The sequence below is a fragment of the Legionella tucsonensis genome, from assembly GCF_001468035.1.
GTDB lineage: Bacteria > Pseudomonadota > Gammaproteobacteria > Legionellales > Legionellaceae > Legionella > Legionella tucsonensis.
The window spans coordinates 1,132,775-1,157,216 of record NZ_LNZA01000001.1 but is presented as its reverse complement, the minus strand read 5'-3'; the positions used below and the strand labels follow the sequence as shown (position 1 = coordinate 1,157,216).

The window sequence follows — 24,442 nt, the reverse complement described above, 5'->3', positions numbered from 1 at the left end:
ATCAGTTTTAATTACTGAATATATTATTACTTATTAAACCATATAAATTCAAATATAACCTGGTTTCCGCCTCGTCACGCCAGTAGGCTAGCACCTCATTAAACGCCTAAAACCAAGAATGTGATTTAAACCTCTTTTTACACGAATTAAGTTGTGCAGCATAAAGTTGTGAACGTGCTTTTACTTTGCGAGCAACAGGAATTAACCATGATTTTCTCAAATAGGTTTTACGCTGATAACCGCCTATACCTTCATGGTAGGCCAAATAAAGTGAATAAGCATCCGTACGCGGAACTCTTGCTTTTTTATAAGCTTCATTTGCATACCAACCAATAAAATCCACACCATCACTAAAATCACCACGTGAAGCAAACCATCCTCCACAGTTTTGTTTGTAATGGCTCCAGGTTCCGTTTAACGCTTGGGTATATCCATAAGCTGAAGAAGGTCTTTTCCAGGGGATAACACAGAAGAGTTTTTTACGTGCTGGTCTTGCTCGAGCATTAAATTTTGATTCCTGATGGATAATAGCCATTTGCACTGGAATAGGAACCATCCATCGGCGCTCAACATCCTTGGCATCTTTATACCATTTAGGATATTGTCTAAATATATTACAAAGGTTATTGACATCAGCAGGAGGATGACTAACACAAGCAGTCAGGAAAAAAATAAACAACAAAAATATTATTCGCAACTTCTTAAAATTTTGTAATAGAGCGTCCATGAGCAGCCAAACAATAAAAAAATTATTTTAACAAATTTAAGCACTACAATCCACGCATGATGCACTCAAAATAAGCTATTATTTTGAAAAAAATTACTATTTCCCTAAATTATCCCATATTGTTAAGATATGGATTCATGTATAATAAACTAAGTTGAGCCAATGACTATTCTTGTATTCGATATAGAAACAATCCCAGATATTGAGGCTGGACGTAATTTATATGATTTACACGGATTGTCTGATAAAAATGCTGCGGAAGCGATGTTTGCTTTACGTCGAGCCAAAGTTGGCCATGATTTTTTACCTCATTATTTGCAAAAAATTTGCGCTATTTCTTTAGTTATGAGTCACGGCTCACAAATAAAAGTTTGGTCTTTAGGCGATGAGTCTTCTGACGAAAAAGAACTAATAACACGTTTTTTTGCTGGAATTGACAAACATACCCCGACTTTAGTCAGCTGGAATGGCAGTGGCTTTGATTTACCAGTTTTACACTACCGCTCCTTATTACATGGAATTACGGCGCCTACTTATTGGGAAATTGGTGAAAACCAACAAAATTTTCGTTGGAACAATTACTTAAGTCGCTTCCATTATCGACATATTGATCTTATGGATGTCATTGCAGGATATCAAAATAAAGCATTTGCCCCTCTGGATGAAGTCTCCAGCATGCTAGGATTCCCCGGAAAAATGGGTATGAGCGGCTCTAAAGTATGGGAACAGTATTTATTAGGCCAAATAAAAAGTATTCGTGATTATTGTGAAACAGATGTACTCAATACATATTGTGTTTTTTTACGATTCGAACTCATGCGAGGCATACTTCAATATGATGAATATAACCGCGCACTGGAATCACTCAAAATTTCTTTAAGTTCCGAGCAAGAGAAAAGACACTTACAAGAATTTTTGAGTCATATGGCCTAATCCAGGTAGCGCGAGTGTGATGGCAGAGTATTGAGAAATTGACTCGAATTTAAGTAACTTTACAATAAGTCCAGGCAAAAACTACAGTTCTGCGGCTTGTCCGAGAATTCAGAAACTTAGCTCTGAGGATCTCTGAATCCTGCAAATAAGCTGCAAGACATAGGAGAATGTAATTTGCCGGAATTTCCACTGTACTGCTCTTAGATTGAAAAAGTCCGATGACCGGTAAAAGAAGGAACTAATCGATCTGATTCAATAACAGCAAAGGCATTCTTATACTCTTCACCGTGTAAAAGTTCCAAAGTTTTGGCGAAACGTTCTCTCCCCAACTTTTCATATTCACTCTTACCCACAGATTTGGCTTCATTTGTTAATTGAGTCCATGACCAAAGAGTAATCCACCACTCCACGACAGGTTTATAAGCACTGAACCATGCCAAGATTGAATCTGTCAGTTTTTCTTTTCCAAAATACTCAGTTAAATAAATTAATTCTTGTTCTTTGCTGAGCTTTGCTTCTCTTGCAAAATAAACAAGATCCCACATAAAGTCGTTATTACTTGAATATTCCCAATCAATTTGATAGAAAACCTCTTGTTTCTTTAACTCCCCAAGAGACATCATATAGTTCAATGGCGTTGAATCATTATGGCATGGACTCATTTCAATTTGATAAGAAGAGAATAAATTCTTCAAATACCTCATCTGCTCAACAACGAAATCTATTTCCTTAGGAAATATAAAATTTTTTATTTTTAATTGCTGCACTAAACGTTCATTGCGTTCAAAAACAGCAGTATCATTATCAAAGCGCTCCGAGATATGTAACTTCTTTGCCATAGAAGCTAAAATTTGTAATATACCAGCACGTTCCAATGTTTTTTTATCTAAAATTTGAACATTTTCTATAAACTTAGTGAGTTGCAATCCATCCTGGTCAAAATGTTCTATAGGTACATTAAGCCCCAAAGCCGATGCCTTACATGCATTTTCTAATTCGTGTTTACGCGATACTGAAAATGATGATACTTCTCCTGGAATCCGTAATATCCATCGTTGGGGCAGCCTGATACGCTCAATAAGGGCTGAGTTGACCGAAGGGCATTCTCTGAGCGACTTGAAAATATTTGGCCCAACTTGGACTCTATATACAGTATTTGTCATTCCACCCGACATTAATTTCAATCTTAATACATCGAGACCTAACTTAGAAAGCAGCGGAATGCGATGAATCGTTGGCAATAAATCGATATATTTTTGAGTTAATTCTACGAGTTCCCTCCATTTATGATTAACCAGGGATGCCTTGAACTGCGAGGCAGGATCAAGTAAACTAAGGATGTAAATCATTAAATGTTCATTAATTCTGGGTTTGCCACTATCTTCGCCAAAAAAATACCATTTCATAAGATTGTTTCGCAAAATTGAACATCAAAAGAGTATATAAAAATTAATCACAGAATTACAGAGTAGTACGCTTAAAGAAAAAATTAATCAACAAGGGTCTTGTTATGACTGAACCCCTTATTCCTATAACAAAAAAGCAGGCGCTTATATTTACCTGTTTTTTTGTCATGTATGAATTCTTAACTTATATTGCCAACGATATGATCATGCCAGGCATGATTCATGTTGTTCATTCTTTTAATGCACCAGAATCTGCAGTAGCAACCTCTTTAAGTGTTTATATTCTTGGGGGTGCAAGCCTGCAATTCCTCTTAGGTCCTATATCGGATAGTTATGGGCGCAGACCCATGATGCTGCTTGGTGCATTCCTATTTTTGATTTTTACTTTATTTATTGCTTGCTCCAATTCAATGAACCAGTTTTTGAGTGCACGCTTTTTTCAAGGTATGGGCTTATGTTTTATTGGGGTAATAGGCTATGCAACAATCCAAGAGATTTTTGAAGAGATGGATGCAATTCGCTTAATCTCTATTATGGCAAATGTTGCGATTCTTGCCCCATTATTAGGGCCTCTTATAGGAGCCATAGTCATTCATTATACTTCGTGGCGTTATATTTTTGTGACTATTGCGCTTGGAGCTCTTGTTGCATTATGGGGATTGTGGCGATATATGCCAGAACCTATAGGACAAACAAAGAAGAATGGAGAAGTAACTCCTAAAACCAAATTCTCAGCACATAAAGTATTTCAAAACTATAAAGACCTTTTTACCAACCAAAGGTTTTGTTTTGGGACTTTAGCTGCGGGAACAGTTGGCATTCCCTGTATAGCCTGGATTGCATTAGCTCCTATCATTTTGATTGTTGAAGCGAAACTCACGGTGATTCAATATGGGCTTTGGCAACTCCCTGTATTTGGTGCAACTATTTTAGGGAATTGGTTTTTACACAAATTAACCTATAAATACAAAATTGAACAAATAGTTTTTTTAGGCTGCTTTATCATGATTATTGGGGCAGTTTTAACCTCTTTACTTCCTTTTCTTTATGGGAATGCCTATTATTATTTGTTGCCTGGAACAATTATTTACTTCTTTGCACTGAGTGTAATTAATGCACCTTTAAACAGATACTGTCTTTTTGTAACACCTGTAAGCAAGGGCACTGCATCTGCATTGGTTAGTCTATGTGTTATGGTTGTTGGTGCAATAGGAACAGAAATAGCTAATTTATTTTATAAGCATCACAATAACCTTCATTTTGGACTTTATTGTAATGTAATCCAATTCATATTCCTGATATTTATAGTCCTAACTTTTTTACCTAAAAATCCGGTTGCAGATGAAAGCACAGCTGATACAAATGCAATTGGCAGCATTTAACGCCCTAAAGCCCTTTCCTGGAATTATCGCGGTAACTCCAACTGTTTGAAGTGATGCAACTTGCCTCTAAGAATGCAATTGACTTTATACGCGCTCAAGGGTTTTTTCCGCAATGCTGATCTGTGTGTCATTAAACTATATATCTTGAACCTGTACTTTCATACATACCTACTCCAGGACAAGATACTCATTTACTCCCTGAGCTTAATGTAATTCAAAATATGCACTAAATTGTATAACCAGCACCCTATTAGATCAAACAATAACCACAAAAAACAAGTATTTGACATGAATAACCATAAGTAATTAACATTAAATGTGGTGAACTTAAATTTATTGTACAGCCTATTTAATCTTCTAAAAAATCACCGCATCAATATATAGCTGTATTTTCAAAGGAAGAATCATGACTGTTGAACTCATACAAATTGGAAAAAAAGATACGAATAATTATGAACAATGCTTACAAGATTTTGGCTACACTAACTTAGATAAAAATGTAAAAGAAGATGTTATTGCAATCTGGAAATTTTTCTGCAATGAGGAATTGGTATTACGCGGTTTAAAAAATTTCGTAATTGCATATTTTTTATTTAACCAAGAAGAAAAAAGATCTTTACGCCAGTTTTTCAATGATTGGGGAAACAAAAATCATTTTAATACACCAACCTCTTCCGAGATTAGTAAGGAATTTAAAACCAGCCCTGATTTTCAATATCCCAAACACACTCCGATTTTACATGGTGAATTAACTGCCGATCTATTTAATAATGTTCTATTAAAAAATGGTTATTTAGCTGCAGATGCGGGTGCAGGTCCCGCACATGGAAAATGGGCTCACACGATTCAACTTTTTCTTTTAGAAGAAGCACGAAAAGAAGGTATTTTACAGTTGCATGCGCAAACTGTTTGTCAATTTGTACAAACGATTTCACAAATTAAAGGAATGTTTGAATCATTAACCTTATGGAATATTCTATTCGATTCTTTTGATGAGCATATTTTTACTTCACCTAATAATATTACCCAGATTTTAACTAGCTCGCGGGACTCTTCAGAAGCGGCTAGATTTCTAGCTGGTAAATTTAATGCTTTTGAAGAAAAATTTAATCGGTTTGCAAATGATGAAAAATGCTATGAAGGTTATGCAAAAAAAAAGTATTTAAGCAGATTAAATGAAGCAAGTTACATTTTTTATAAAGACAAATGTGCTTTATTATGGTTTGTATCAAAGAATAAAGAAGAAACTAGCAATACAGCTGAATTGGGCAGTGTCTGCGCATCCCCATTAGGGTTTTGACAGTATAGGAGAAGCTCATCGAAAGATGAGCTAAATAATTTGCAGTTAATGAGGCTTCTGATGTGCTGGATGTGACTCTTTAAGCAAGAAACTTGCAATAAGTAAACTGGCTAAAAAACATATTGGCATTACCATTAAAGCAATCTGGTAGCTTGCAACACTATATACATGTGCTCCATTCACTATATGCCATAAATTAGTATGCTGTAATATGTAACCTACTAATGGCTGAAATATTGCTCCGCCTATCACAACTGAAAGATTATTAAAACCTGAAGCAGTACCAACAAGATCAGGAGAATTATTTTCTTTGACCACTGCAAAACTTACCGTTTGCCCACCAGCTCCTAAACCCAGAACAAAGAGAATAAAGGGTGTCCATCCATAAGACAATCCAGGCAAATACAATAGAACCAATGTTGCGCATAAACCTAAAACTGCACTAATAATCAGAGCGATACGCCGACTTTCAATCTTATCACTGAACCATCCTAAGAAAGGACTCCCTACGCCTATTCCAATCCAAATCATACTGCACAATCCTGAAGCAGCAACCACACTTATTTGGAATTTTTCTTGTAAATACGGGACCCCCCAGAGTGCAGCAAAAACTGCAATGGGGGCCCATATCGTGAAAGCATAAGATCCGGTTATCCAAGTGTAACCATGTTTGCATACAGCAACAAGTCGTTTCCATTCATCACTCAGGTAATTTTCAGGAATTGTTTGACTTTTCTGGTGCGGATAATCTCGGATATATATCCAAAAAAATGCTGCTAAAATAAAGCCGATAATCGAAAGAATAAAACTTGCATTACGCCACCCAACAGCTTGAATTAAATAGGCAAGAGGCATTTCACCAAATATAGCACCAACTGAACTCATCAATTGCGCAATTCCTGCCAAAATGGCAAAATAATAAGGGGGAAACCAACGCGAGATGAGAACCAGAACACCAATAAATGAAAATGCGGATCCAATTCCAATAAGGAACCTGCCAATACATGCCGTTAATACACTATTTGTTGATGCAAAAAAAGCAGACCCTAGAGCACATAGGATAATTGCAAAAGTCATTAGTTTTCGTGGACCATAACGATCGTATAAAACACCCGCAGGCAATTGAGTTGGGGCATAGGCATAAAAATAAAAAGCCGATATCACCCCAAATCCTTGTCCGGTAACTCCAAAAGTTTTCATCATGGACTCAGCCATAACACTGGGTGCTACTTGCAAAATGAATTCGTATAAATAAAATGATGCTGCGAGAAAAAATATAAAATAAGCCGTTACGAGACTTGTGCTCGTTCCTTGATTTGTATTTTCTGAATAATGTTCGCTCAACTTAAGGTCACTCCGTTTGAAATTCCACATTTAAGCCTATACATATTTATTTTGTCAATATAATCTTGGTACATATAAAGCAAATAGAAAGCCTGATGTCAGACAAAAAAGTAACTACCAGACCCAGATCCACTGCCGCTTACCCCAGGCTGCATGATTTTTCTTCAAATTATTTTATAACAGGATAGATCGCACCCAAAATTGCTGGTTGTCGAGCGCCAGTAACAACGCATAAATCAACTGGAATTTGATTCATCGTTTGTTCAGCAAGCCAAGCAAACATCATGGCTTCCAAGTAATCAGGACTAAAACCTACTTCAGCAATGCTTTTTACCCTGGTTTTAGGCAATAATTGAATCAACATATGCAATAAAGCAAGATTGTGAGTACCTCCGCCACATAAGTACATTGTTTCGACATGATTTTGTTCATTTAATACTGCATCTGCAATTGTTTTAGCAGTAAATGCAAGCAACGTCTTTTGTATGTCTACAGGTTGATACGTTTCTTTTAAATGACGCTCTAGCCAAAATAAAGAAAAGTATTCTTTGCCTATGCTTTTGGGTGATGAAGAAGTAATGAACGAATCAGACATTAGTGCTTCAAGAAGAGGTTCAATAATTTCACCTTGCCGTGCCCATCTCCCATCTGTATCATACGATTTCCCCTGGTGTTTCATGATCCATGCATCCATTAAACAATTTCCAGGGCCTATATCCCAACCTTTAATTGGTTCACTTGCATTAATAAATGTAATATTGGCAATGCCACCTATATTCACTACAGCAACATGATTATTCGTATCACCAAATAACCTCTGATGATAAAGGGGAGCAAAAGGAGCCCCTTGCCCACCCAGAACCAGATCACGGGTTCTAAAATCAGCCACAACAGTGATGCCTGTTAATGCAGCAATAGTGTGAGCACATCCCAGCTGTAAAGTATATGGAATAGTGCTATGAGTATTATGACACACTGTTTGGCCGTGACTCCCTAGAGAGCAAATATCACTGGCTGACAATTTTGCTTTCTGTAATAATTCATTCACTGCACAAGCAAACTCTTTTCCAATTAGTGTGTTGAGCTGACAAATAGACGCCAAACTTAAATCTACACCTGAAAGCAGCTTCTCCATCCGCCTTTGTACTTCATCGCTGTATTTTTTAGTAATTCCATAAAGCAGCGTATTTGTTGATGTATCAACAAGAGCAGCATCGATACCATCCATACTTGTTCCAGACATCAAGCCAATGTACAAAGTCATTAGTTAATCCTCAGCATCATTAAATATTAAAAAATAGAGCATCCCCCGAGCGTTGCGCGCTCATAGCTAGTAAGTTAAGTCCATAATTTATTAATTATCATCCCACGTAGGTGGAGATCCCTCTCCAATCGAACACCAAGCCGAACCAGGTATAGATTCCTACTCATGCGGGAATGAAAGAAGTTTCTTAACTTAATGGCAGCGGATGCAGAGCCACAAGGTTACAGTCTGAAACAAGTATAAAAGTTATTTGTAGTAATTTCAGCTATTTCATCATAAGTCATATTGCGAAGCTCGGCTATAGCCTCAGCTACATGCTTCACAAGGGCAGGATGATTTTGTTTGCCACGATAAGGCACTGGAGCTAAGTAGGGGGAATCCGTTTCAATAAGTATTCTATTCAAAGGAACCTTACGTGCCACATCCTGAAGTGCAGTTGCATTTTTAAATGTAACTATTCCTGAAAATGAAATATAAAAATTTAAATCCATCGCCTTATATGCGATATCCAGACTTTCAGCAAAACAATGCATAACACCGCCAATTTGATGTGCATTTTCTTTTGCCATTAATGCTATCGTATCTTCTGCCGCCTGGCGAGTATGAATGATCAAGGGTTTCGAAGATTTTAAAGCAGCTTTTATATGCTCTCTAAAAAGATCACGCTGTGCCTCCTGTGCTTCTTCGGTATGTGTTCGATAATAATCCAAACCTGTTTCACCTATGGCAATACATGCTGGATTGACTGCTAAATCACATAGCATTTGCGATGTCACAGGATACTCCATTTCGGTGTTTGGATGAACACCTACAGAAATGCTGATATCAGAATATCTTGCTGCTAATTTTTCTAATTGTGGATAATCCTTTAGTTCGACGCAAACAGATAAAAAGTGCTGCACACCATTTGTTTTTGCCTGTGCCAAGACATTAGCTATATCATCATCAAAATCTGCTAAATCGAGAAAATTCAAATGACAGTGCGAATCAACTAACATGGATGTCCTCATTAAATATTTGCGCGTTCAAATTGAGAAAATAGAAATTATATTTTCTCACATCAAGTCACTCTAAATTGTATCGGTGAGTTGTGAAGATTTTAACATGCCTGCTAAATAGGTTTCTATTTTATTACACAAGTAGCGACTGTTTTCACCAATAAATTGTACCCCTACTCCAGGTACTTTATTACCCTGAGCGCCTTTAGGTGTAATCCAAACTACTTTACCATCGACTACATAGAGTTCATCTTCATCCATTAATTTAATCAATAACTTAACTATTGAACCAAATAAATAATTGGTATTGGTACGGATAAATAACCCACCTCCTTTTATAAAAGGCATGTAAGCTGCATATAATGCTGATTCATTAAGAAATGTGCAATTAATCTGGTGAATTGTATCCATCATCACTTTCCTTTATATCCCTTAATTTTCAGTAAAATCAAAATATTAATGCATCGGGGCTTGTTTATGAGAAAGTCTTAGATTTACTGTATAGTCCAAGCAATAAATCTTCCAATGCCAAAATTTGATTTACATTTATATTATGGCTTAATTTTCGCTGCAATGTATTTAATTTGTCTATTTGATCAAAAATTATTATGGGATTTAATAGAGACATTAAATGATTCAATTGCTGAATCGCTGGACCAACAGCTGCAGGCATATTAATTTGCATCATTTGTATTTGCGCATAGACTAAATACAGAAACCAAAGTAATGTACCAAACTCAAATTGATTCCATTGGGCTGCAATCACACTCGGATGTTCTTTTTGTTCCATCACAGCGATTAAACCATCTAAAATAAATTCCGATTGTTTCACAATCATTACTTGTTCAGATTCCGGTGAGTAGTACTCAGCCAATTGCAAAAGATTAATGACTGATAAATCTTCATGTGACGCAAAGCGAATTATTTGACATCTGCTTAAAACCGTAGGCAATAAAGTGCTTAATTGCTGAGCTAAAAGTAAAAATATCGTCTGTGGCGCCGGCTCCTCTAAAATTTTTAGTAATGAGTTCGCAGCAGCAGTATTCATTCGATCTGCCGATTCAATCACAATCAAACGATGCTTGCTCCGCTGTGGGGTCAAATAAGCATAATTTTGTAATTCTCTGATTTGATCGATTTTAATTGGACCACTACTTTTTTCTGGTTTGACCCATTCAACATCAGGATGTTCGTCATGAACAACCATGCGACAATCAGCGCACTCAAAGCAAGGTTTATTTTCCTTTTTTTTGCAGAAAATTAATTGAGTTAGTTTCTTAACAAAATCCATAAAAGCAGAATCAAACGAACCAACGAAAAGCATAGACTGAGGCATACGATTACTTACCCATGCAGATTGCATTTGATTCCATTGAGTTTGATATTTTTTCTTTCCACTCAATCGAGAAAGCTCCTGCAGCTCACTGAAACCACTCATCCTTGGCGCTCTATAAATTCATTTATTGCTTTTTGAATTGCCTGTTGCACTTCATATAGCGGTTGCCTCGCATCAATTGTTATTGCATTAGTGCTCATTTCAACATGACGAATATATCTTTCATGAACGCGATGGAAAAAATCAATGGATTGTTGCTCAATCCTATCAAACACTCCTCTTGACTTGACTCGCTTCATTCCTTCCTCAGGACTAATATCTAAATATATAATCAAATCCGGTTTAAATCCCTTCAATGCAAAAGAAGATAATTGATGTATTATCTCTTGGTCTAAGCCACGCCCACCACCTTGATAGGCCATAGTTGAAAGTTCGAATCGATCGGCAATAACCCAAACTCCTCGAAGCAATGCAGGCTTAATAACTTCCTCAAAAAGCTGAATACGCGCTGTATAGAGTAACAATAATTCACTGCGATCATCCAAAACATCACGATAATCCGGATTTTTGATCAAGGCGCGCAAAATTTCCCCTATTGCTGTGCCACCAGGCTCTCGAGTAGTTAGGGTTTTAATTTGTCTTTCTGTCAACAGCTCTGTAATAGTATTTATTGCCGTGGTCTTTCCTGCTCCCTCCAATCCTTCAATAACAATTAATTTCCCGCTTAATGATGACATTAAAAATCCTTGCGTTTATATTGATTAATTGCACGCTTTTGTTGTTCATAAGTTTCTGAAAACTGATGTGCTCCATCTCCTTTGGCAACAAAATATAAATAATTGGATAATTGAGGGTGAGCTGCTGCATCCAAAGCTTCCTTACCTACCATTGCAATCGGTGTTGGCGGTAATCCTCGATTATGATATGAGTTATAGGGCGAGTCGATGAGCAAATCATTGTGTGATAGTTTTCCAGTATATGCCGAGCCTAATCCATAAATGACTGTAGGATCCATCTGCAAAGGCATTTTTTTATTTAAACGGTTAACCATTACACCTGAAATCAATTTTCGCTCTTGAGGAATAGCTGATTCTTTTTCAATTATTGAGGCTGCTGTAAGCAATTCATATGGGCTTTTATAAGGCAAGTTAGGCGCTCTATTAGCCCAACTCGTATTTAAATAACTCATTAAATTACGATGAGCATGCTCTAACAAACTTTTACCACTACTCCCACCAGGATATTGATAGGTATCAGCAAGTAATAATCCCTCAGCATTGGGATGGTCACCCTTAATGGAACGCCAATCCTCAGAACGATAATTTAAATATGCTGCTTTCAGCAAATCTTGAGAAATTTTCTGCTGAGTAGTCCCTGCAACTATTGTAAAATTTTGCGTTAAAACATCTCCTGCAACGATTCGATGCACTAATTGCATTGGCGTTTCACCCGGATTTACTTGGTAAACACCCGCTTTAAGTTGAGATGACAAACCTGAATAACGAATCATCATTAAAAGTATTGAAGATGAGTGTATGAGATTTTTCTCTTTTAAATTTTTTACAAACTGTGATGCCGAAGCAGCTGGTTCAACGGTGATAATAATCGGCGAACCTTGTTCTGAAACAATAGCTCTAGTGATTTGAATATAGGTAATCAAAAAAAAAGAAAGGAAAGACATAAAAAACAGTATTATAAGAAAAAGCACCTGTTTTTTATGTCTTGGAAACGTCATTTACACACGCTTAAATAATAAGCTACCATTTGTTCCACCAAAACCCAATGAGTTACTCAGAACGTAATTAATAGCCCTTTTTTGAGATGTATAGGGTACATAGTTCAAATCACATCCTTCATCTGGATTATCCAAATTAATAGTGGGTGGAGCAATTTGATCTCTGATTGCTAAAATACTAAATATTGCTTCTACAGCACCGGCAGCACCTAATAAGTGTCCAGTCATTGATTTTGTAGAGCTTACAGCCAAATCATAAGCGTGTTGCTTAAATACACGTTTAATCGCTTTTGTTTCATTCAAATCATTAAGATAAGTAGAGGTACCATGCGCATTAATATAATCAATCTGTTCGGGATCAATTCCTGCATCATGTATCGCTGCTTCCATTGCACGAGCAGCACCATCAGCATCATCATCTGGAGCAGTAATATGAAAAGCATCACCAGACATACCGAATCCTAAAAGCTCGGCATAAATTTTTGCACCACGAGCTTTAGCATGCTCATACTCCTCTAATACAAGAACACCTGCACCCTCGCCCATAACAAAACCATCTCTATCCTTATCAAAAGGTCTTGATGCTTTTTCAGGCTCATCATTACGCTTAGATAAAGAGCGTACAGCAGAAAATCCTGCTAAACATAGCGGTGTTAAGGTCATTTCGGCCCCACCACATACCATAACATCAGCATCACCATAAGCAATCATTCGTCCAGCAAGACCAATATTATGTGTTCCTGTAGTGCATGCGGTAACAACTGCAATATTAGGGCCTTTAAGCTGATGTCTAATTGAAATCTGCCCAGCAACCATATTAATAATACCTGCAGGAATAAAAAATGGAGAAACCTTTCGAGGACCACCTGCCATCAATTTATCCTGATTATTGGTAATTGTCTGGATGCCGCCAATACCTGCTCCCACAGCTACACCAATACGATTTGATAAATTTGCATCAATCTTCAAACCTGAATCAAGTATTGCTTCATCAGCTGCAGCAATACCGTATTGGGTAAATACATCCATTTTACGTGCATCTTTAAGCGGAACATAGTTCTCAATATTAAAATTCTTAACTTTAGCCCATATTCGTGTGCTGTACTCGTTGGCATCAAACTCATCTGCCAAAGCAACGCCACTTACACCAGCCAATATATTTTGCCAAGTTTCTTCTACATTAAGTCCGACAGGGGTAACCATACCCATACCAGTAATTACTATACGCCGCTTATTCAATGAAAGCTCCTCGTAAAACACTCTCATCCATCTCCCACACGCTAAGCGTGGAGAGAAAGAGATAAAAAAAGTTACGCTTCTTCTTTATTTAAATTAGATTCAATATAGTCAATTGCTTCTTGAATCGTAGTAATTTTTTCAGCTTTTTCATCAGGAATTTCTGTTTCAAATTCTTCCTCAAGAGCCATAACCAATTCCACAGTATCTAAAGAATCAGCACCTAAGTCATCAACAAATGATGCATCATTCTTTAACTCTTCCTCTTTAACACCTAATTGTTCAACAACAATTTTGCGAACACGCTCTTCAACTGTACTCATAACTTGATTTTCCTCTTTCGATTGATAGAAATTTAAAAAAACTCTGGGTTAATTACTATACTACCTCCACTTAACTTTAATTGCTTAATAAAGTAAGCCTCATATCCATTTTTAAATTATTAACCAATTTTAACAAACAAGTCAGGCTCCATTTTTTAATCTAATCACTTAAATTTAAAAGCAATTCAAAAAAAACCAAACAACCAAAGTTAAATGGAAGTGGTATAGTTTATTCATTTATACAGATAACGCAAGTGCATTTAGTCCATATACATGCCGCCATTGACATGAATTGTTTCGCCTGTGATATATTTAGCACTTTCTGATGCTAAAAAAGCAACAGCTTCAGCTATATCTCCAGGCTCTCCTAGCTTACGCATAGGAATTCTTTTTAACATTTCATCCTTTACCATATCAGGTAAAGATGCTGTCATGTCTGTATCAATAAAACCGGGAGCGACAACATTTACTGTAATTCCCCTGCTTCCTACTTCTTGTGCTAAAGACTTACTGAAACCAACAATACCGGCTTTTGCTGCAGTATAATTCACTTGGCCTGAATTTCCACTTGAACCAACCACTGATCCGATAGAAATAATTCGTCCCCATCGTGCTCTAAACATAGGCTTTATACAAATTTTAGACATTTTGTATATTGAATTCAAATTCGTTTCAATTACCTTATACCATTCTTCATCATCCATGCGCAGCAACAAATTATCTGATGTTATTCCAGCATTATTTACTAATATTGAAGGGGATTGGTTCTCTTTAGCTAATTCACTTATCACTTTTTCAATGTGCTCTGAATTTGTAACATCAAGTACTAATCCTTTACCTGATAATTTTTCTTTTTCAAAATAAGCATTAATTGATTGAGCACCTTGCTCTGTAGTGGCTGTACCAAATACCAAAGCACCTTGGTGTGCCAATTTAAGGGCTATAGCCTGTCCTATTCCCCTGCTTGCCCCTGTGACTAAGGCAATTTTTCCCTCTAGACTCATCATTTATTTTCCTCAATAGAAAATGTTTATTTTTGTAGCTTGTGCATTTTGGCAAATAATCTCGGGCTCCACGCAGACACTAGTTAGGCCATGGCTCATTCTACATCTCAGCATAAAATCTGAGCTCGCTTCTTCGGTACCTTTAGACTATGCAAACTGCTCTTCAACCTGGTCCAAGCTAATGGTATCGTAAACACTAATGGTATTTAAGCTTCTGTCTATTCTTTTAACTAATCCGCCAAGTACTTTTCCTGGACCACACTCAAGAATTAGCTCTATACCATTATTTTTAAAAAGCTGAATTATCTCAACCCAACGAACAGGGCTGTATAACTGCTCTTTTAATTTTTCACGTATGTGCTGTGCTGAATGATAGATGCTTAAATCAACATTACTCACCACATCAACTTTGGGGTTTCTGAATTCAATTTTGGCCAGATATTCAGCAAAGGATGCTGCAGCATCCGACAATAAAGGACAATGGCATGGAACACTGACTGGAATCACTTTCGCGAGGCGTGCTCCAGCTTCATCAGCTAATCCTAGTATTCGTGTGACGGCTGGTGTATGACCAGCAACAACTACCTGTCCAATTGCATTATAGTTTGCAGGAGTCACAACCTCATTTGTTTGGCTAGCTTGGTCACATAAAGTTTTTACTTCCTCATCCGTTAAACCAACAATTGCAGCCATTGCACCCATGCCTAAAGGCACTGCATTTTGCATTACTTGTCCTCTACGGGATACCAAACATGCAGCATCAAATAACGACAATGCATTAGCACAAACCAATGCGGCATATTCGCCTAAACTATGGCCAGCCATAATCATTGGCTGTGTAATATTATGCTGCATTAATACTCTATATACAGCCACATCAGCAGTAAGCATTGCGACTTGAGTATGCTCTGTTTGATTTAGTTTTTCTTCAGGCCCATGTTGCACTAGTTTCCATAGATCATAACCTACTGCTTCTGATGCTTCTGCAAAAGTCTTTACAACAATAGGATACTGCAACTCAAAATCTGCCAACATTCCTATTGATTGTGAACCTTGCCCCGGAAATACAAATGCTGTTTTTACCATATCAAAAATAGCTCCGAACTAAAAAATTTAATTCAAAAAAGTTTAACTCAAATAAATCATTAATAACGAATTACCATAGCTCCCCAAGTCATTCCACCACCAAAGGACTCAATCAATAATAACTCATCTCTCTTAATCTGATTAGTTCGAATAGAATGGTCTAGAGCCAAAGGAATAGATGCAGCGGAAGTATTACCCTGGCTACCGATAGTAACGATCACTTGTGACATAGGAAGATCAAGTTTTTTGGCAATGGCTTGAATAATACGCATATTTGCTTGATGAGGAATAAGCCATTGAATATCCGATTTTTTTAAGTGACTCGCCTCTAACACTTCATCAACAACATCACCCATAACTTTTACAGCAATTTTAAAAACCTCATTACCACGCATACTAATCGTAGCACGTTGATTATCAAATGTTGCATTACTAAAATTTAATAATTTTTCAGCATCATAAGAAGCATGTAACACACTGCCCATAAGACCTTGTCTATCACTGGCACTTAGAACTACTGCTCCGGCACCATCACCAAATAAAACACAGGTTGAACGATCAGTCCAATCCACAGCCCTGGACATGCTTTCACTACCAATGACCAAGATATTCTTTACGGCACCAGATGCGATATACTGTTTTGCAATATCCATCACATAAACAAAGCCACTGCATGCAGCACCAACATCAAAAGCAGGTATAGGTCGCTTAATTTTCAAGGCATGCTGAACATAGCAAGCTACTCCAGGAAAGAAATGATCTGGAGTACATGTGGCAACCAATATCAAATCAATTTCCTCAGCGTCCAAACCTGAAGCACTTAATGCCTGTTCAGCGGCTTTGGAAGCCATATACGAGGTGGTTTCATAAGGTTGTGCAATACTACGACTACTAATACCAGTGCGAGTAACGATCCACTCATCACTGGTCTCCAGCATTGATTCCAGTTCAAAATTGGTAAGTTGTTTTTCAGGAATATAACTTCCAGTTCCACGTATTACAGCATTTTTCATAACAGCAATCCCTGATTTATAAAATCATTTATTTGAACGCGCACTAAATCAACTACATTATTTTTAACTTCAAGAATTGCTTGTTCAATAGCATGTTGAAACCCAAGCTCATTGGCACCACCATGGCTTTTTACCACTATGCCATTTAAGCCGAGCATACTTGCACCATTATAGCGAGAAGGATCAAAACGCTTCTTAAGATGCTTTAATGCTGGACGAGCAATTAAAGCAGAAAGCTTGGTATACCAATTTCTACTAAATGACTCCATGAGCAAACTTACAAAAAGCTTTGCAAGACCTTCGCTCGCTTTTAAGGCAACATTACCCACAAAACCGTCACAGACTACCAAGTCCACCTCTCCGGTATAAAAATGATCACCTTCTACATAGCCTACATAATTCATAACCTCACATTCAGCGAGCATATGTGCCGTACGCTTAACTTGATCATTTCCCTTCATTTCTTCCACACCGATATTCAATAAGGCGATTTTCGGTTTGGGTTTATTAGCTACTGCCTGCACTAATGCAGATCCCATAACTGCGAATTGAAATAAATGTTCCGCACAAGAGTCCACATTAGCACCTAAGTCAATCACCCATGTCCTACCACGCATAGTTGGAAGTTCAGAAACAATTGCAGGCCTATCAATTCCTGGTAATGTCTTTAAAACATAACGTGCTGTAGCCATTAATGCACCGGTATTTCCGGCACTAACACAAGCCTGTGCCATGCCCTCCTTCACCAAATTAATGGCTACACGCATGGACGAGTCTTTTTTATTGCGCAAAGCATGAGAAGGCAATTCATCCATAGTCACCACTTCCGAAGCATGTACTATGGAAAATTGATTTGAAGAAGCCATTCCCTGTTTTTTTAGAAATGCATGAATCTTGTCATGAACTCCAACAAGAATGAGCTTCAAATCAGGATTATTTTTTGCCGCGCGAATACAGGCAGGAATCACAACACTTAAACCATGATCCCCACCCATCACGTCAATTGCAATGGTGATGTTTTTCAAGAAAATTACTCTTGTTCGTAAACAGTATCAGTATCAATAATTTTTTTACCGCGATAATAACCATCTGGAGTCATATGATGACGACGATGTGTTTCACCTGTAGTTGAATCAACAGATAATGTTGGTTTGGTTAAACTATCATGCGAACGTCGCATGTCACGGCGTGAGCGTGATTTTTTATTTTGTTGTACGGCCATTGTATTACTCCTAAACAAATTGCATTCATAAAGCGGGAATATTAGTGTTAATTAGATAAAATTTCAATAAAATTCATTTTTCCCCATTAAAATTTGATTTATTTCACTGCTGCAATCATTAACTTTTGGATGAAATTGTGGCGCGTAGAGATGTAACTCATCAATTAGTATATCTTCAAAACTCACTTGCAAATTTTCAGAAACAATACACTCGTAATGCTCCAATATTTGTTCAGCTCTCTCATCATCACGACATACAGCAACTACAGTCATATTATCATATGAAAATTTAAATTCGTCCAGACAACGCTGGCATTGAATAGGTAACTCGCCCTTAACATGAAGATGGATTAGGTAAAAATCTTCCTTTGCCTCAACATGATACGTAATATCCAACTGACAGGTCGAGGTAATAAAATTAGGTAAGCGCTCACTAAGGGTCACGGTCTTAGTTTGTCGGCCTTGTTTAACCATTTCTTGTAAGTGGAGCATTATTGTCGTATCCTAAAGAGTTATATTTTTGTAAAAGGTCACTTCCATAATTGCAGCTTGGGTGCAGCGCAGTGGAACCAGGAATTTCACAAGGAACAGAAGTCGCTGCGCTGCACCCAGGCTACAATTGGAAAATTAGAATATTAAGCGGTATCTCAATTTTATGAAAGCTAAAGTTATTGTTGGAATGTCTGGTGGTGTTGATTCCTCAGTTGCAGCATGGTTATTACAAGAAGCCGGCTATCAAGTAGAGGGCTTGTTCATGAAAAACTGGGAACAGGATGATAAAAAAGAATTCTGCCCTGCAACTCAAGATCTTGCTGATGCTCAAGCCGTATGTAATCAATTACATATTCCACTCCATACTGTAAATTTTTCTGAAGAGTATTGGCAAAAAGTTTTCACTCATTTTTTAAGTGAATATGAAAAAGGAAGAACACCAAATCCAGATGTATTGTGCAATAAAGAAATCAAATTTAATGCTTTTTTAAATCATGCGTTAAACCTTGGCGCTGACTATATTGCTACAGGACATTATGCTAAAAATAAAATAGAAGGAGATATTGGACTTTTATATAAAGCCAAAGATCGCGATAAAGATCAAACCTATTTTCTTCATGCCGTCGATCCTAAAGCTCTGGCAAAAACTCTGTTTCCAGTTGGTGATTATACAAAACCAGAAATTAGAGAGTTTGCTAGAAAACTGGGCTTAGTGACACAAGCAAAAAAAGATTCAACAGGTATTTGTTTTATTGGTGAAAAACGTTTTAAATCTTTTTTACAGGAATTCATCTTGGCACGACCAGGTGAGATAAAAAGCACCGACGATAAAGTTCTGGGTAGACATGATGGATTAATGTTTTATACTTTGGGTCAAAGACAAGGATTAGGCATTGGTGGTTTACACAATTCAGCCGATGATCCATGGTATGTAGTCGATAAAGACGTAACTACCAATACGTTATATGTAGCCCAAGGAAGTCAACATCCAATGCTTTATGCACAAGGTTTAATTTGTGGTCCAATCCATTGGCTCGCTGATTGCAAAGATAATTTACCGCTTACCTGCTATGCTAAAACACGATACAGGCAAGCAGAACAAGGCTGTATCATATCACCTCAGAATGAAAAACAGCATTATGTAATGTTTTCAAATCCACAAAGAGCAGTTACTCCAGGACAATATGTGGTTTTTTATGATAAAAACCAATGTCTCGGTGGCGCTACTATTGAACAAATTATTAGATAAATACATTATACTTGTATTATAAAACGGGAGTTAAAATGGCTGCTATTGATATATCCCCTGCTAACAGTACCAGCGACATCCACTTTACTGTTAGTGCAGCAGACAAAGTGGCTGAGCTAATAAAAGAAGAAGATAACTTAAACTTGAATCTACGCGTCTCAATTACAGGCGGTGGTTGCTCTGGGTTTCAGTATGGATTCAGTTTTGATGAAGAAATCAATGAGGATGATACCATTGTTGTTCAGCAATGTTCAGATGGCGTGTCCTCAGTAAAACTTCTTATTGATTCAATGAGTTATCAATACTTGCATCAAGCTGAAATTGATTATGTCCAAGGTATACAGGGCGAACAATTTGTGATTCGTAACCCAAATGCAAAAACCACGTGTGGATGTGGCTCCTCATTTAGCATAGATGATGAGGATGAATACTAATCTTTAGAAATTTTCATGTAATGAAGCAAAACTCAATTTTTCTTCATTTTGCTTCATTACATCGCTGTTTTACAAAAACTCAATAAGGTTTCACAATTACCTTAGTCCCTATTCGAATAAAATTTTTGCTTAACCATTTAGCGTCGCCCGGATGCACACGGATGCAGCCATGACTTGCATTATAATTTGGCACATGGTAGGAACCATGAATTGCATAATATTTTGAATAAAACATACAATAGGGCATAGGTGAACCACCCTTACCTACAGGATAACGACTGGAAACACATCCAGGGCCACCTTTACTCCAAACAGTAAAAACACCACTCGGTGTTTTACATCCTCTTTTTATGTCCGCACAATATTTTTTACCACCAGATCCTTTGCCAGTACGAATAACTTTACCATTCGAATCAATAGCCTTCCATGTAAGGGTATTGGGATTAAAAACAAAGGTATTTGCTGAAGCGGTGGAAGAATATAGCAGAAAAACGAATAATGGAATGAATGCAAAATAAGCTAATGATAATAAAATAGAACTTTTCTTTTCCATAATAATTCCTAACAATTTAATCCATCTTCACCCTAATTTTAGTTCATTTTTTGATCAAAACAAATTATTTTCAAGCAAAAAAATAATATTTGTCCTACTCTTTAATGATAGGATGTTAATAAGGTGCCCAATCATGACGAAACATTTGCTTGCAGCTTCCTCCATTTTTTTGGGATGTACTTTGATTTCTTTCACTATAAGTGCTGAAGATAAGACTGATAGTTCTACGGACACATCTTCTAATAGCACAATCGAAATATCGAAAGACAGCTGGTTAAAATCAGTTACACCATTATTACCTAATCTCATTTGCAAGGGATTTGAGAATGACTCTCAATTAAAAAAACGACTTGATGAAATCAAAATGACTTATGACCAGTGTGTAGTTAAGATTCCGGATAGTGTCAGTAAATGTCAGCAAGATCTTTACGCTAATATTCCTGATAAAATTAATACCGACAATGCAGGAGTTTGGGGGAAAGCTCTAGGCGAGTGTATTGGTAAAGATTTTGCAATAAAATACTTAATTCCCAAAAGTTAAGAAGAACGTGAATTCATATAAAAGGGTATGAAAATGCCTTTTATGTCGCTAAACGAACATTAACAAAAATGCTTAGCATTTATATGGCTAATGCTCGAAACAGGAAAAGTGCTCCCAAATATCAGTTCTCACTCCAATGATTAATACCTGACTGTTTGAGTAAATATTCAACAAAAGATTGATGCAATTCCAGTTCTTCGTTATCAGCTGAGAAAACAATAGGATTTGCCAAATGAAGTGCTGTAATTTCTTGAGTCTTGATTTTAGCATGACTTGATGTATCTTCAACCTCTTCAAATAAGCTAGTTTGACCACCAGTCATTGCTAAATAAACATATGCAAGGATCTCGGCATCAAGTAAAGCGCCATGAAGTTCACGATTAAAATGATCGATGCCATACCGTTTACATAGAGCATCCAAACTATTTCGTTGCCCAGGATATTTTTCACGTGCTAAAACAAGTGTATCAACAATATTACAAAAATCTTCTAACTTCTTATTCCATTTGATGAACCTCAGCTCAGAATTCAAAAATCCCACATCAAAGGGAGCATTATGAATTATTAATTCAGCGCCAATAATAAACTGCCAAAACTCATCGGCTTTTTCTGCAAATAAAGGTTTATCCTGCAAAAACTCATCACTAATCCCATGGACACGAAAAGCCCCCTCATCAACCTGGCGTTCTGGATTGAGATAAACATGGAAGTGCTTGCCGGTTAATTTTCTATCCACTAATTCGACACAGCCTATCTCAATCACGCGATGCCCATGCTCATGCCCTATACCCGTAGTTTCTGTATCTAAAACAATCTGACGCATTATTTACTCACTTAACTCTTCGATTGCTTTGTTTGCTAAAGTATCAACCAAATCATTTTCCACATGACCTGAATGTCCTTTTACCCAGTGCCAATTTATTTTATGACGAGAAGCCAATTCATCTAATGACTTCCAAAGATCTGCATTCTTCACAGGCTCCTTTTTAGAATTACGCCAACCATTCAATTTCCAGTTGCCCAACCAATCCGTCATTCCTTGTCTCAAATACTGAGAATCAGTATATAAATCAACGACACAAGGGCGCTTTAAAGCTTCCAGACCCTTAATCGCAGCCATAAGCTCCATACGATTGTTCGTAGTATGTGCTTCTCCTCCGTATAAAGTTTTTTCCTGTCCCTTATAACGAAGCAATACCCCCCAGCCGCCAGGCCCTGGATTTCCTTTACATGCTCCATCGGTATAAATTTCTATACTCACGTTCATCCCTAATTTTTATTCCACAAGTGGAAAAATGGAGTGGCGAATTCCTCATCGAAAATCTTTTGCTTGATTATGGCAATATCAGGTGCAAAAAAACGATCAGTATCATAAGCAGCTACATTAGAACGTATGCGTTGATGAAATTTTTCTAATAACGTTGATGATTTAAGTGGCTTATGAAATTCAATTCCCTGTCCAGCTGCTAATAATTCAATAGCCAAAATAGTTGCAGTATTATCATTCATTTCATGTAGTCGTCGGGCTGCACTGGTTGCCATAGATACATGATCTTCTTGATTTGCAGAAGTTGGAAGACTATCTACTGAGTGTGGATGAGCAAGTGCCTTATTCTCACTGGCACAGGCTGCTGCTGTAACATGAGCAATCATAAATCCTGAATTTAAGCCGCTCTCTTTAATCAGAAAAGCTGGTAAGCCACTAAAATTTTTATCAATAAGCAGTGCGATGCGTCGTTCGGATCCTGCTCCTATCTCAGCTGCAGCCAAAGCAAGATTATCAGCCGCCATGGCAACAATCTCCCCATGGAAATTGCCTCCTGAAATAATTTGCTCTTGTTCATTAAAAACAAGTGGGTTATCAGAAACAGCATTGATTTCAACATCTAAAGTCCTTCTTACGAATCGAATTTGATGCAATATTGCACCCATAATTTGGGGCTGGCATCTTAATGAGTAAGGATCCTGGACTCGTGCGCAATGACGATGAGCCTCGCGGATCTCGCTTCCAGCTAATAATTCTCTATAGCATGCCGCAACATTTTGCTGTGCTTCATGGCCTCGTACCTTTTGAATCCGTTCATCAAAGGGCACATCACTACCATTAGCAGCATCCACTGATAAAGCACCAGCAACCAGTGCTGTTTCAAACAATGTTTCTGTAGTAAACAAGGCATTTAAAGCGATAGCTGTAGAAGCTTGTAGCCCATTTAAAAGAGCCAGTCCTTCTTTCGCCTCCAATTCAATTGGCTTTAAACCTGCGATTTTCAATCCTTCAATCGCACTAATTACTTTTCCTTGATGACGAACGTTACCAACACCTAATAAAGGTAAAGACATATGAGCTAATGGGGCTAAGTCACCAGAAGCGCCTACTGAGCCTTTAGATGGAATACAGGGATAAACTTTGTGATTAAGTAAAGAGATTAATGCTTCAATCAATTCCAGACGAACTCCAGAATATCCTTGAGCCAAATTATTTATCTTAAGCAGTAAAACTAAGGCAACAATTTCATCAGACAACAGCTCACCGGTTCCACAAGCGTGGGAAAGGACTATATTGCGCTGTAACTGTTTTAAGTTTTCCTCTGAAATCGTTTGATTTGCCAATGAGCCAAAACCTGTATTAATTCCATATACCGTTTTTTTATCGAGAATTACTTTTTTAACTGTTTGATTCGATGCATGAATTCGCTCAACTGCCTCTTTAGCAAGAACACAATTCGATTGCTGATTTAAAATATATTGAATTGACTGCAAGTTCAACTCGCCAGGTTGAAGAATAAAAGGTTCTTGCATTAACTTAACTCCTTAAATATCGATGGGTCTTTTGACCTAACATGAGATAACAACTAAAGTTTGTT

26 protein-coding genes and 1 pseudogene are annotated in these 24,442 nt (G+C 37.2%); 6 read left to right on the top strand and 21 right to left on the bottom strand.

Annotation, left to right across the window (positions count from 1 at the left end; translation table 11 throughout):
* Positions 1-106: 106 nt before the first annotated feature.
* Positions 107-727, bottom strand: coding sequence for a transglycosylase SLT domain-containing protein (locus Ltuc_RS05020; protein WP_058520212.1), 621 nt, complete (start codon positions 725-727; stop codon positions 107-109).
* 162 nt (positions 728-889) lie between these two features.
* Here Ltuc_RS05020 and Ltuc_RS05015 point away from each other — a divergent pair, with 162 nt between their 5' ends.
* The gene (locus Ltuc_RS05015) at positions 890-1,660 is read left to right on the top strand and encodes a 3'-5' exonuclease (RefSeq protein ID WP_058520211.1); all 771 of its coding nucleotides are present in this window, start codon (positions 890-892) and stop codon (positions 1,658-1,660) included.
* Positions 1,661-1,860: 200 nt separating this feature from the next.
* Here Ltuc_RS05015 and Ltuc_RS05010 read toward each other — a convergent pair whose 3' ends face one another.
* Positions 1,861-3,066 carry an F-box protein gene (locus Ltuc_RS05010; RefSeq protein ID WP_058520210.1) on the bottom strand — a complete coding sequence of 402 codons (1,206 nt, stop codon included), beginning with the start codon at positions 3,064-3,066 and terminating at the stop codon, positions 1,861-1,863.
* Positions 3,067-3,170: 104 nt separating this feature from the next.
* Between Ltuc_RS05010 and Ltuc_RS05005 the strand changes: the two genes are divergently transcribed.
* The gene (locus Ltuc_RS05005) at positions 3,171-4,448 is read left to right on the top strand and encodes an MFS transporter (RefSeq protein WP_058520209.1); all 1,278 of its coding nucleotides are present in this window, start codon (positions 3,171-3,173) and stop codon (positions 4,446-4,448) included.
* Positions 4,449-4,854: 406 nt separating this feature from the next.
* On the top strand, positions 4,855-5,748 hold the full coding sequence (locus Ltuc_RS05000) for a LirA/MavJ family T4SS effector (RefSeq protein ID WP_058520208.1): 894 nt from the start codon (positions 4,855-4,857) through the stop codon (positions 5,746-5,748).
* A 45-nt stretch (positions 5,749-5,793) separates the two neighbouring features.
* Here the strand turns inward: Ltuc_RS05000 and Ltuc_RS04995 are convergent, their stop codons facing one another.
* From Ltuc_RS04995 to Ltuc_RS04925, 15 genes and pseudogenes are all read right to left on the bottom strand, one after another.
* A complete protein-coding gene (locus Ltuc_RS04995; protein WP_058520207.1) occupies positions 5,794-7,092 on the bottom strand; it encodes an MFS transporter in 1,299 nt (432 codons plus the stop codon).
* Positions 7,093-7,261: 169 nt separating this feature from the next.
* Entirely contained in the window at positions 7,262-8,356 is a 1,095-nt protein-coding gene (locus tag Ltuc_RS04990) for an anhydro-N-acetylmuramic acid kinase (protein WP_058520206.1), read from the bottom strand.
* A gap of 221 nt (positions 8,357-8,577) precedes the next feature.
* On the bottom strand, positions 8,578-9,354 hold the full coding sequence (locus Ltuc_RS04985) for a TatD family hydrolase (protein ID WP_058520205.1): 777 nt from the start codon (positions 9,352-9,354) through the stop codon (positions 8,578-8,580).
* Positions 9,355-9,426: 72 nt separating this feature from the next.
* Complete coding sequence (locus tag Ltuc_RS04980; protein WP_083498041.1) at positions 9,427-9,765, bottom strand: PilZ domain-containing protein; 339 nt, start codon at positions 9,763-9,765, stop codon at positions 9,427-9,429.
* 64 nt (positions 9,766-9,829) lie between these two features.
* Positions 9,830-10,792: a DNA polymerase III subunit delta' gene (locus Ltuc_RS04975; protein ID WP_058520203.1), complete on the bottom strand. Its 963-nt coding sequence runs from the start codon at positions 10,790-10,792 to the stop codon at positions 9,830-9,832.
* Positions 10,789-11,427, bottom strand: a complete 639-nt coding sequence (gene tmk, locus Ltuc_RS04970) for a dTMP kinase (RefSeq protein WP_058520202.1) — start codon at positions 11,425-11,427, stop codon at positions 10,789-10,791. The genes Ltuc_RS04975 and tmk overlap by 4 nt, the downstream gene beginning before the upstream one ends.
* Positions 11,427-12,425 carry an endolytic transglycosylase MltG gene (gene mltG, locus Ltuc_RS04965; protein ID WP_058520201.1) on the bottom strand — a complete coding sequence of 333 codons (999 nt, stop codon included), beginning with the start codon at positions 12,423-12,425 and terminating at the stop codon, positions 11,427-11,429. Before mltG ends, tmk begins: the two co-directional genes overlap by 1 nt.
* Positions 12,426-13,664 (bottom strand): beta-ketoacyl-ACP synthase II, encoded by a 1,239-nt coding sequence (fabF, locus tag Ltuc_RS04960; RefSeq protein WP_058521611.1) that lies wholly within the window; start codon positions 13,662-13,664, stop codon positions 12,426-12,428.
* A 71-nt stretch (positions 13,665-13,735) separates the two neighbouring features.
* A pseudogene (gene acpP, locus Ltuc_RS04955) lies at positions 13,736-13,996 on the bottom strand (acyl carrier protein); the annotation flags it as partial.
* 248 nt (positions 13,997-14,244) lie between these two features.
* Positions 14,245-14,991, bottom strand: a complete 747-nt coding sequence (gene fabG / locus Ltuc_RS04950; protein ID WP_058520200.1) for a 3-oxoacyl-ACP reductase FabG — start codon at positions 14,989-14,991, stop codon at positions 14,245-14,247.
* Positions 14,992-15,135: 144 nt separating this feature from the next.
* Entirely contained in the window at positions 15,136-16,074 is a 939-nt protein-coding gene (gene fabD, locus Ltuc_RS04945; RefSeq protein WP_058520199.1) for an ACP S-malonyltransferase, read from the bottom strand.
* Between the two features lie 59 nt (positions 16,075-16,133).
* Positions 16,134-17,087 carry a beta-ketoacyl-ACP synthase III gene (locus Ltuc_RS04940; RefSeq protein ID WP_058520198.1) on the bottom strand — a complete coding sequence of 318 codons (954 nt, stop codon included), beginning with the start codon at positions 17,085-17,087 and terminating at the stop codon, positions 16,134-16,136.
* A complete protein-coding gene (gene plsX / locus Ltuc_RS04935) occupies positions 17,084-18,112 on the bottom strand; it encodes a phosphate acyltransferase PlsX (protein ID WP_058520197.1) in 1,029 nt (342 codons plus the stop codon). Before plsX ends, Ltuc_RS04940 begins: the two co-directional genes overlap by 4 nt.
* A 5-nt stretch (positions 18,113-18,117) precedes the next feature.
* Positions 18,118-18,309, bottom strand: coding sequence for a 50S ribosomal protein L32 (rpmF, locus tag Ltuc_RS04930; protein ID WP_058520196.1), 192 nt, complete (start codon positions 18,307-18,309; stop codon positions 18,118-18,120).
* 63 nt (positions 18,310-18,372) lie between these two features.
* The gene (locus Ltuc_RS04925; RefSeq protein ID WP_058520195.1) at positions 18,373-18,801 is read right to left on the bottom strand and encodes a YceD family protein; all 429 of its coding nucleotides are present in this window, start codon (positions 18,799-18,801) and stop codon (positions 18,373-18,375) included.
* Positions 18,802-18,964: 163 nt separating this feature from the next.
* On the opposite strand from Ltuc_RS04925, the gene mnmA reads away from it, so the two are divergent.
* Both mnmA and erpA read left to right on the top strand, forming a co-directional pair.
* Positions 18,965-20,050: a tRNA 2-thiouridine(34) synthase MnmA gene (gene mnmA, locus Ltuc_RS04920; protein ID WP_058520194.1), complete on the top strand. Its 1,086-nt coding sequence runs from the start codon at positions 18,965-18,967 to the stop codon at positions 20,048-20,050.
* Between the two features lie 35 nt (positions 20,051-20,085).
* Entirely contained in the window at positions 20,086-20,484 is a 399-nt protein-coding gene (gene erpA, locus Ltuc_RS04915; RefSeq protein WP_058520193.1) for an iron-sulfur cluster insertion protein ErpA, read from the top strand.
* 79 nt (positions 20,485-20,563) lie between these two features.
* On the opposite strand, the gene Ltuc_RS04910 is transcribed toward erpA, so the two are convergent.
* Positions 20,564-21,037, bottom strand: a complete 474-nt coding sequence (locus tag Ltuc_RS04910) for a L,D-transpeptidase (RefSeq protein ID WP_058520192.1) — start codon at positions 21,035-21,037, stop codon at positions 20,564-20,566.
* Positions 21,038-21,170: 133 nt separating this feature from the next.
* Between Ltuc_RS04910 and Ltuc_RS04905 the strand changes: the two genes are divergently transcribed.
* Positions 21,171-21,578: a hypothetical protein gene (locus Ltuc_RS04905; protein ID WP_058520191.1), complete on the top strand. Its 408-nt coding sequence runs from the start codon at positions 21,171-21,173 to the stop codon at positions 21,576-21,578.
* A 121-nt stretch (positions 21,579-21,699) separates the two neighbouring features.
* Here the strand turns inward: Ltuc_RS04905 and dnaQ are convergent, their stop codons facing one another.
* From dnaQ to hutH, 3 genes are read right to left on the bottom strand one after another with little or no spacing between them, the layout of a single operon-like run.
* Complete coding sequence (dnaQ, locus tag Ltuc_RS04900) at positions 21,700-22,401, bottom strand: DNA polymerase III subunit epsilon (protein WP_058520190.1); 702 nt, start codon at positions 22,399-22,401, stop codon at positions 21,700-21,702.
* Between the two features lie 3 nt (positions 22,402-22,404).
* Positions 22,405-22,839, bottom strand: coding sequence for a ribonuclease HI (rnhA, locus tag Ltuc_RS04895; RefSeq protein ID WP_058521610.1), 435 nt, complete (start codon positions 22,837-22,839; stop codon positions 22,405-22,407).
* Between the two features lie 8 nt (positions 22,840-22,847).
* On the bottom strand, positions 22,848-24,377 hold the full coding sequence (hutH, locus tag Ltuc_RS04890; RefSeq protein WP_058520189.1) for a histidine ammonia-lyase: 1,530 nt from the start codon (positions 24,375-24,377) through the stop codon (positions 22,848-22,850).
* Between the last annotated feature and the right edge of the window lie 65 nt (positions 24,378-24,442).

Bases quoted from the DNA above. Each gene is read 5' to 3' on its own strand.
- Ltuc_RS05015 (WP_058520211.1), top strand. From the start codon at position 890: ATGACTATTCTTGTATTCGATATAGAAACAATCCCAGATATTGAGGCT.
- rpmF (WP_058520196.1), bottom strand. From the start codon at position 18,309: ATGGCCGTACAACAAAATAAAAAATCACGCTCACGCCGTGACATGCGA.
- mltG (WP_058520201.1), bottom strand. From the start codon at position 12,425: ATGACGTTTCCAAGACATAAAAAACAGGTGCTTTTTCTTATAATACTG.
- Ltuc_RS04910 (WP_058520192.1), bottom strand. From the start codon at position 21,037: ATGGAAAAGAAAAGTTCTATTTTATTATCATTAGCTTATTTTGCATTC.
- Ltuc_RS04905 (WP_058520191.1), top strand. From the start codon at position 21,171: ATGACGAAACATTTGCTTGCAGCTTCCTCCATTTTTTTGGGATGTACT.
- Ltuc_RS05000 (WP_058520208.1), top strand. From the start codon at position 4,855: ATGACTGTTGAACTCATACAAATTGGAAAAAAAGATACGAATAATTAT.
- Ltuc_RS04990 (WP_058520206.1), bottom strand. From the start codon at position 8,356: ATGACTTTGTACATTGGCTTGATGTCTGGAACAAGTATGGATGGTATC.
- Ltuc_RS04975 (WP_058520203.1), bottom strand. From the start codon at position 10,792: ATGAGTGGTTTCAGTGAGCTGCAGGAGCTTTCTCGATTGAGTGGAAAG.
- hutH (WP_058520189.1), bottom strand. From the start codon at position 24,377: ATGCAAGAACCTTTTATTCTTCAACCTGGCGAGTTGAACTTGCAGTCA.
- fabD (WP_058520199.1), bottom strand. From the start codon at position 16,074: ATGGTAAAAACAGCATTTGTATTTCCGGGGCAAGGTTCACAATCAATA.
- Ltuc_RS04980 (WP_083498041.1), bottom strand. From the start codon at position 9,765: ATGGATACAATTCACCAGATTAATTGCACATTTCTTAATGAATCAGCA.
- Ltuc_RS04985 (WP_058520205.1), bottom strand. From the start codon at position 9,354: ATGTTAGTTGATTCGCACTGTCATTTGAATTTTCTCGATTTAGCAGAT.
- Ltuc_RS04925 (WP_058520195.1), bottom strand. From the start codon at position 18,801: ATGCTCCACTTACAAGAAATGGTTAAACAAGGCCGACAAACTAAGACC.
- erpA (WP_058520193.1), top strand. From the start codon at position 20,086: ATGGCTGCTATTGATATATCCCCTGCTAACAGTACCAGCGACATCCAC.
- mnmA (WP_058520194.1), top strand. From the start codon at position 18,965: ATGAAAGCTAAAGTTATTGTTGGAATGTCTGGTGGTGTTGATTCCTCA.
- Ltuc_RS05005 (WP_058520209.1), top strand. From the start codon at position 3,171: ATGACTGAACCCCTTATTCCTATAACAAAAAAGCAGGCGCTTATATTT.
- tmk (WP_058520202.1), bottom strand. From the start codon at position 11,427: ATGTCATCATTAAGCGGGAAATTAATTGTTATTGAAGGATTGGAGGGA.
- Ltuc_RS05020 (WP_058520212.1), bottom strand. From the start codon at position 727: ATGGACGCTCTATTACAAAATTTTAAGAAGTTGCGAATAATATTTTTG.
- dnaQ (WP_058520190.1), bottom strand. From the start codon at position 22,401: ATGCGTCAGATTGTTTTAGATACAGAAACTACGGGTATAGGGCATGAG.
- fabG (WP_058520200.1), bottom strand. From the start codon at position 14,991: ATGATGAGTCTAGAGGGAAAAATTGCCTTAGTCACAGGGGCAAGCAGG.
- Ltuc_RS04940 (WP_058520198.1), bottom strand. From the start codon at position 17,087: ATGAAAAATGCTGTAATACGTGGAACTGGAAGTTATATTCCTGAAAAA.
- Ltuc_RS05010 (WP_058520210.1), bottom strand. From the start codon at position 3,066: ATGAAATGGTATTTTTTTGGCGAAGATAGTGGCAAACCCAGAATTAAT.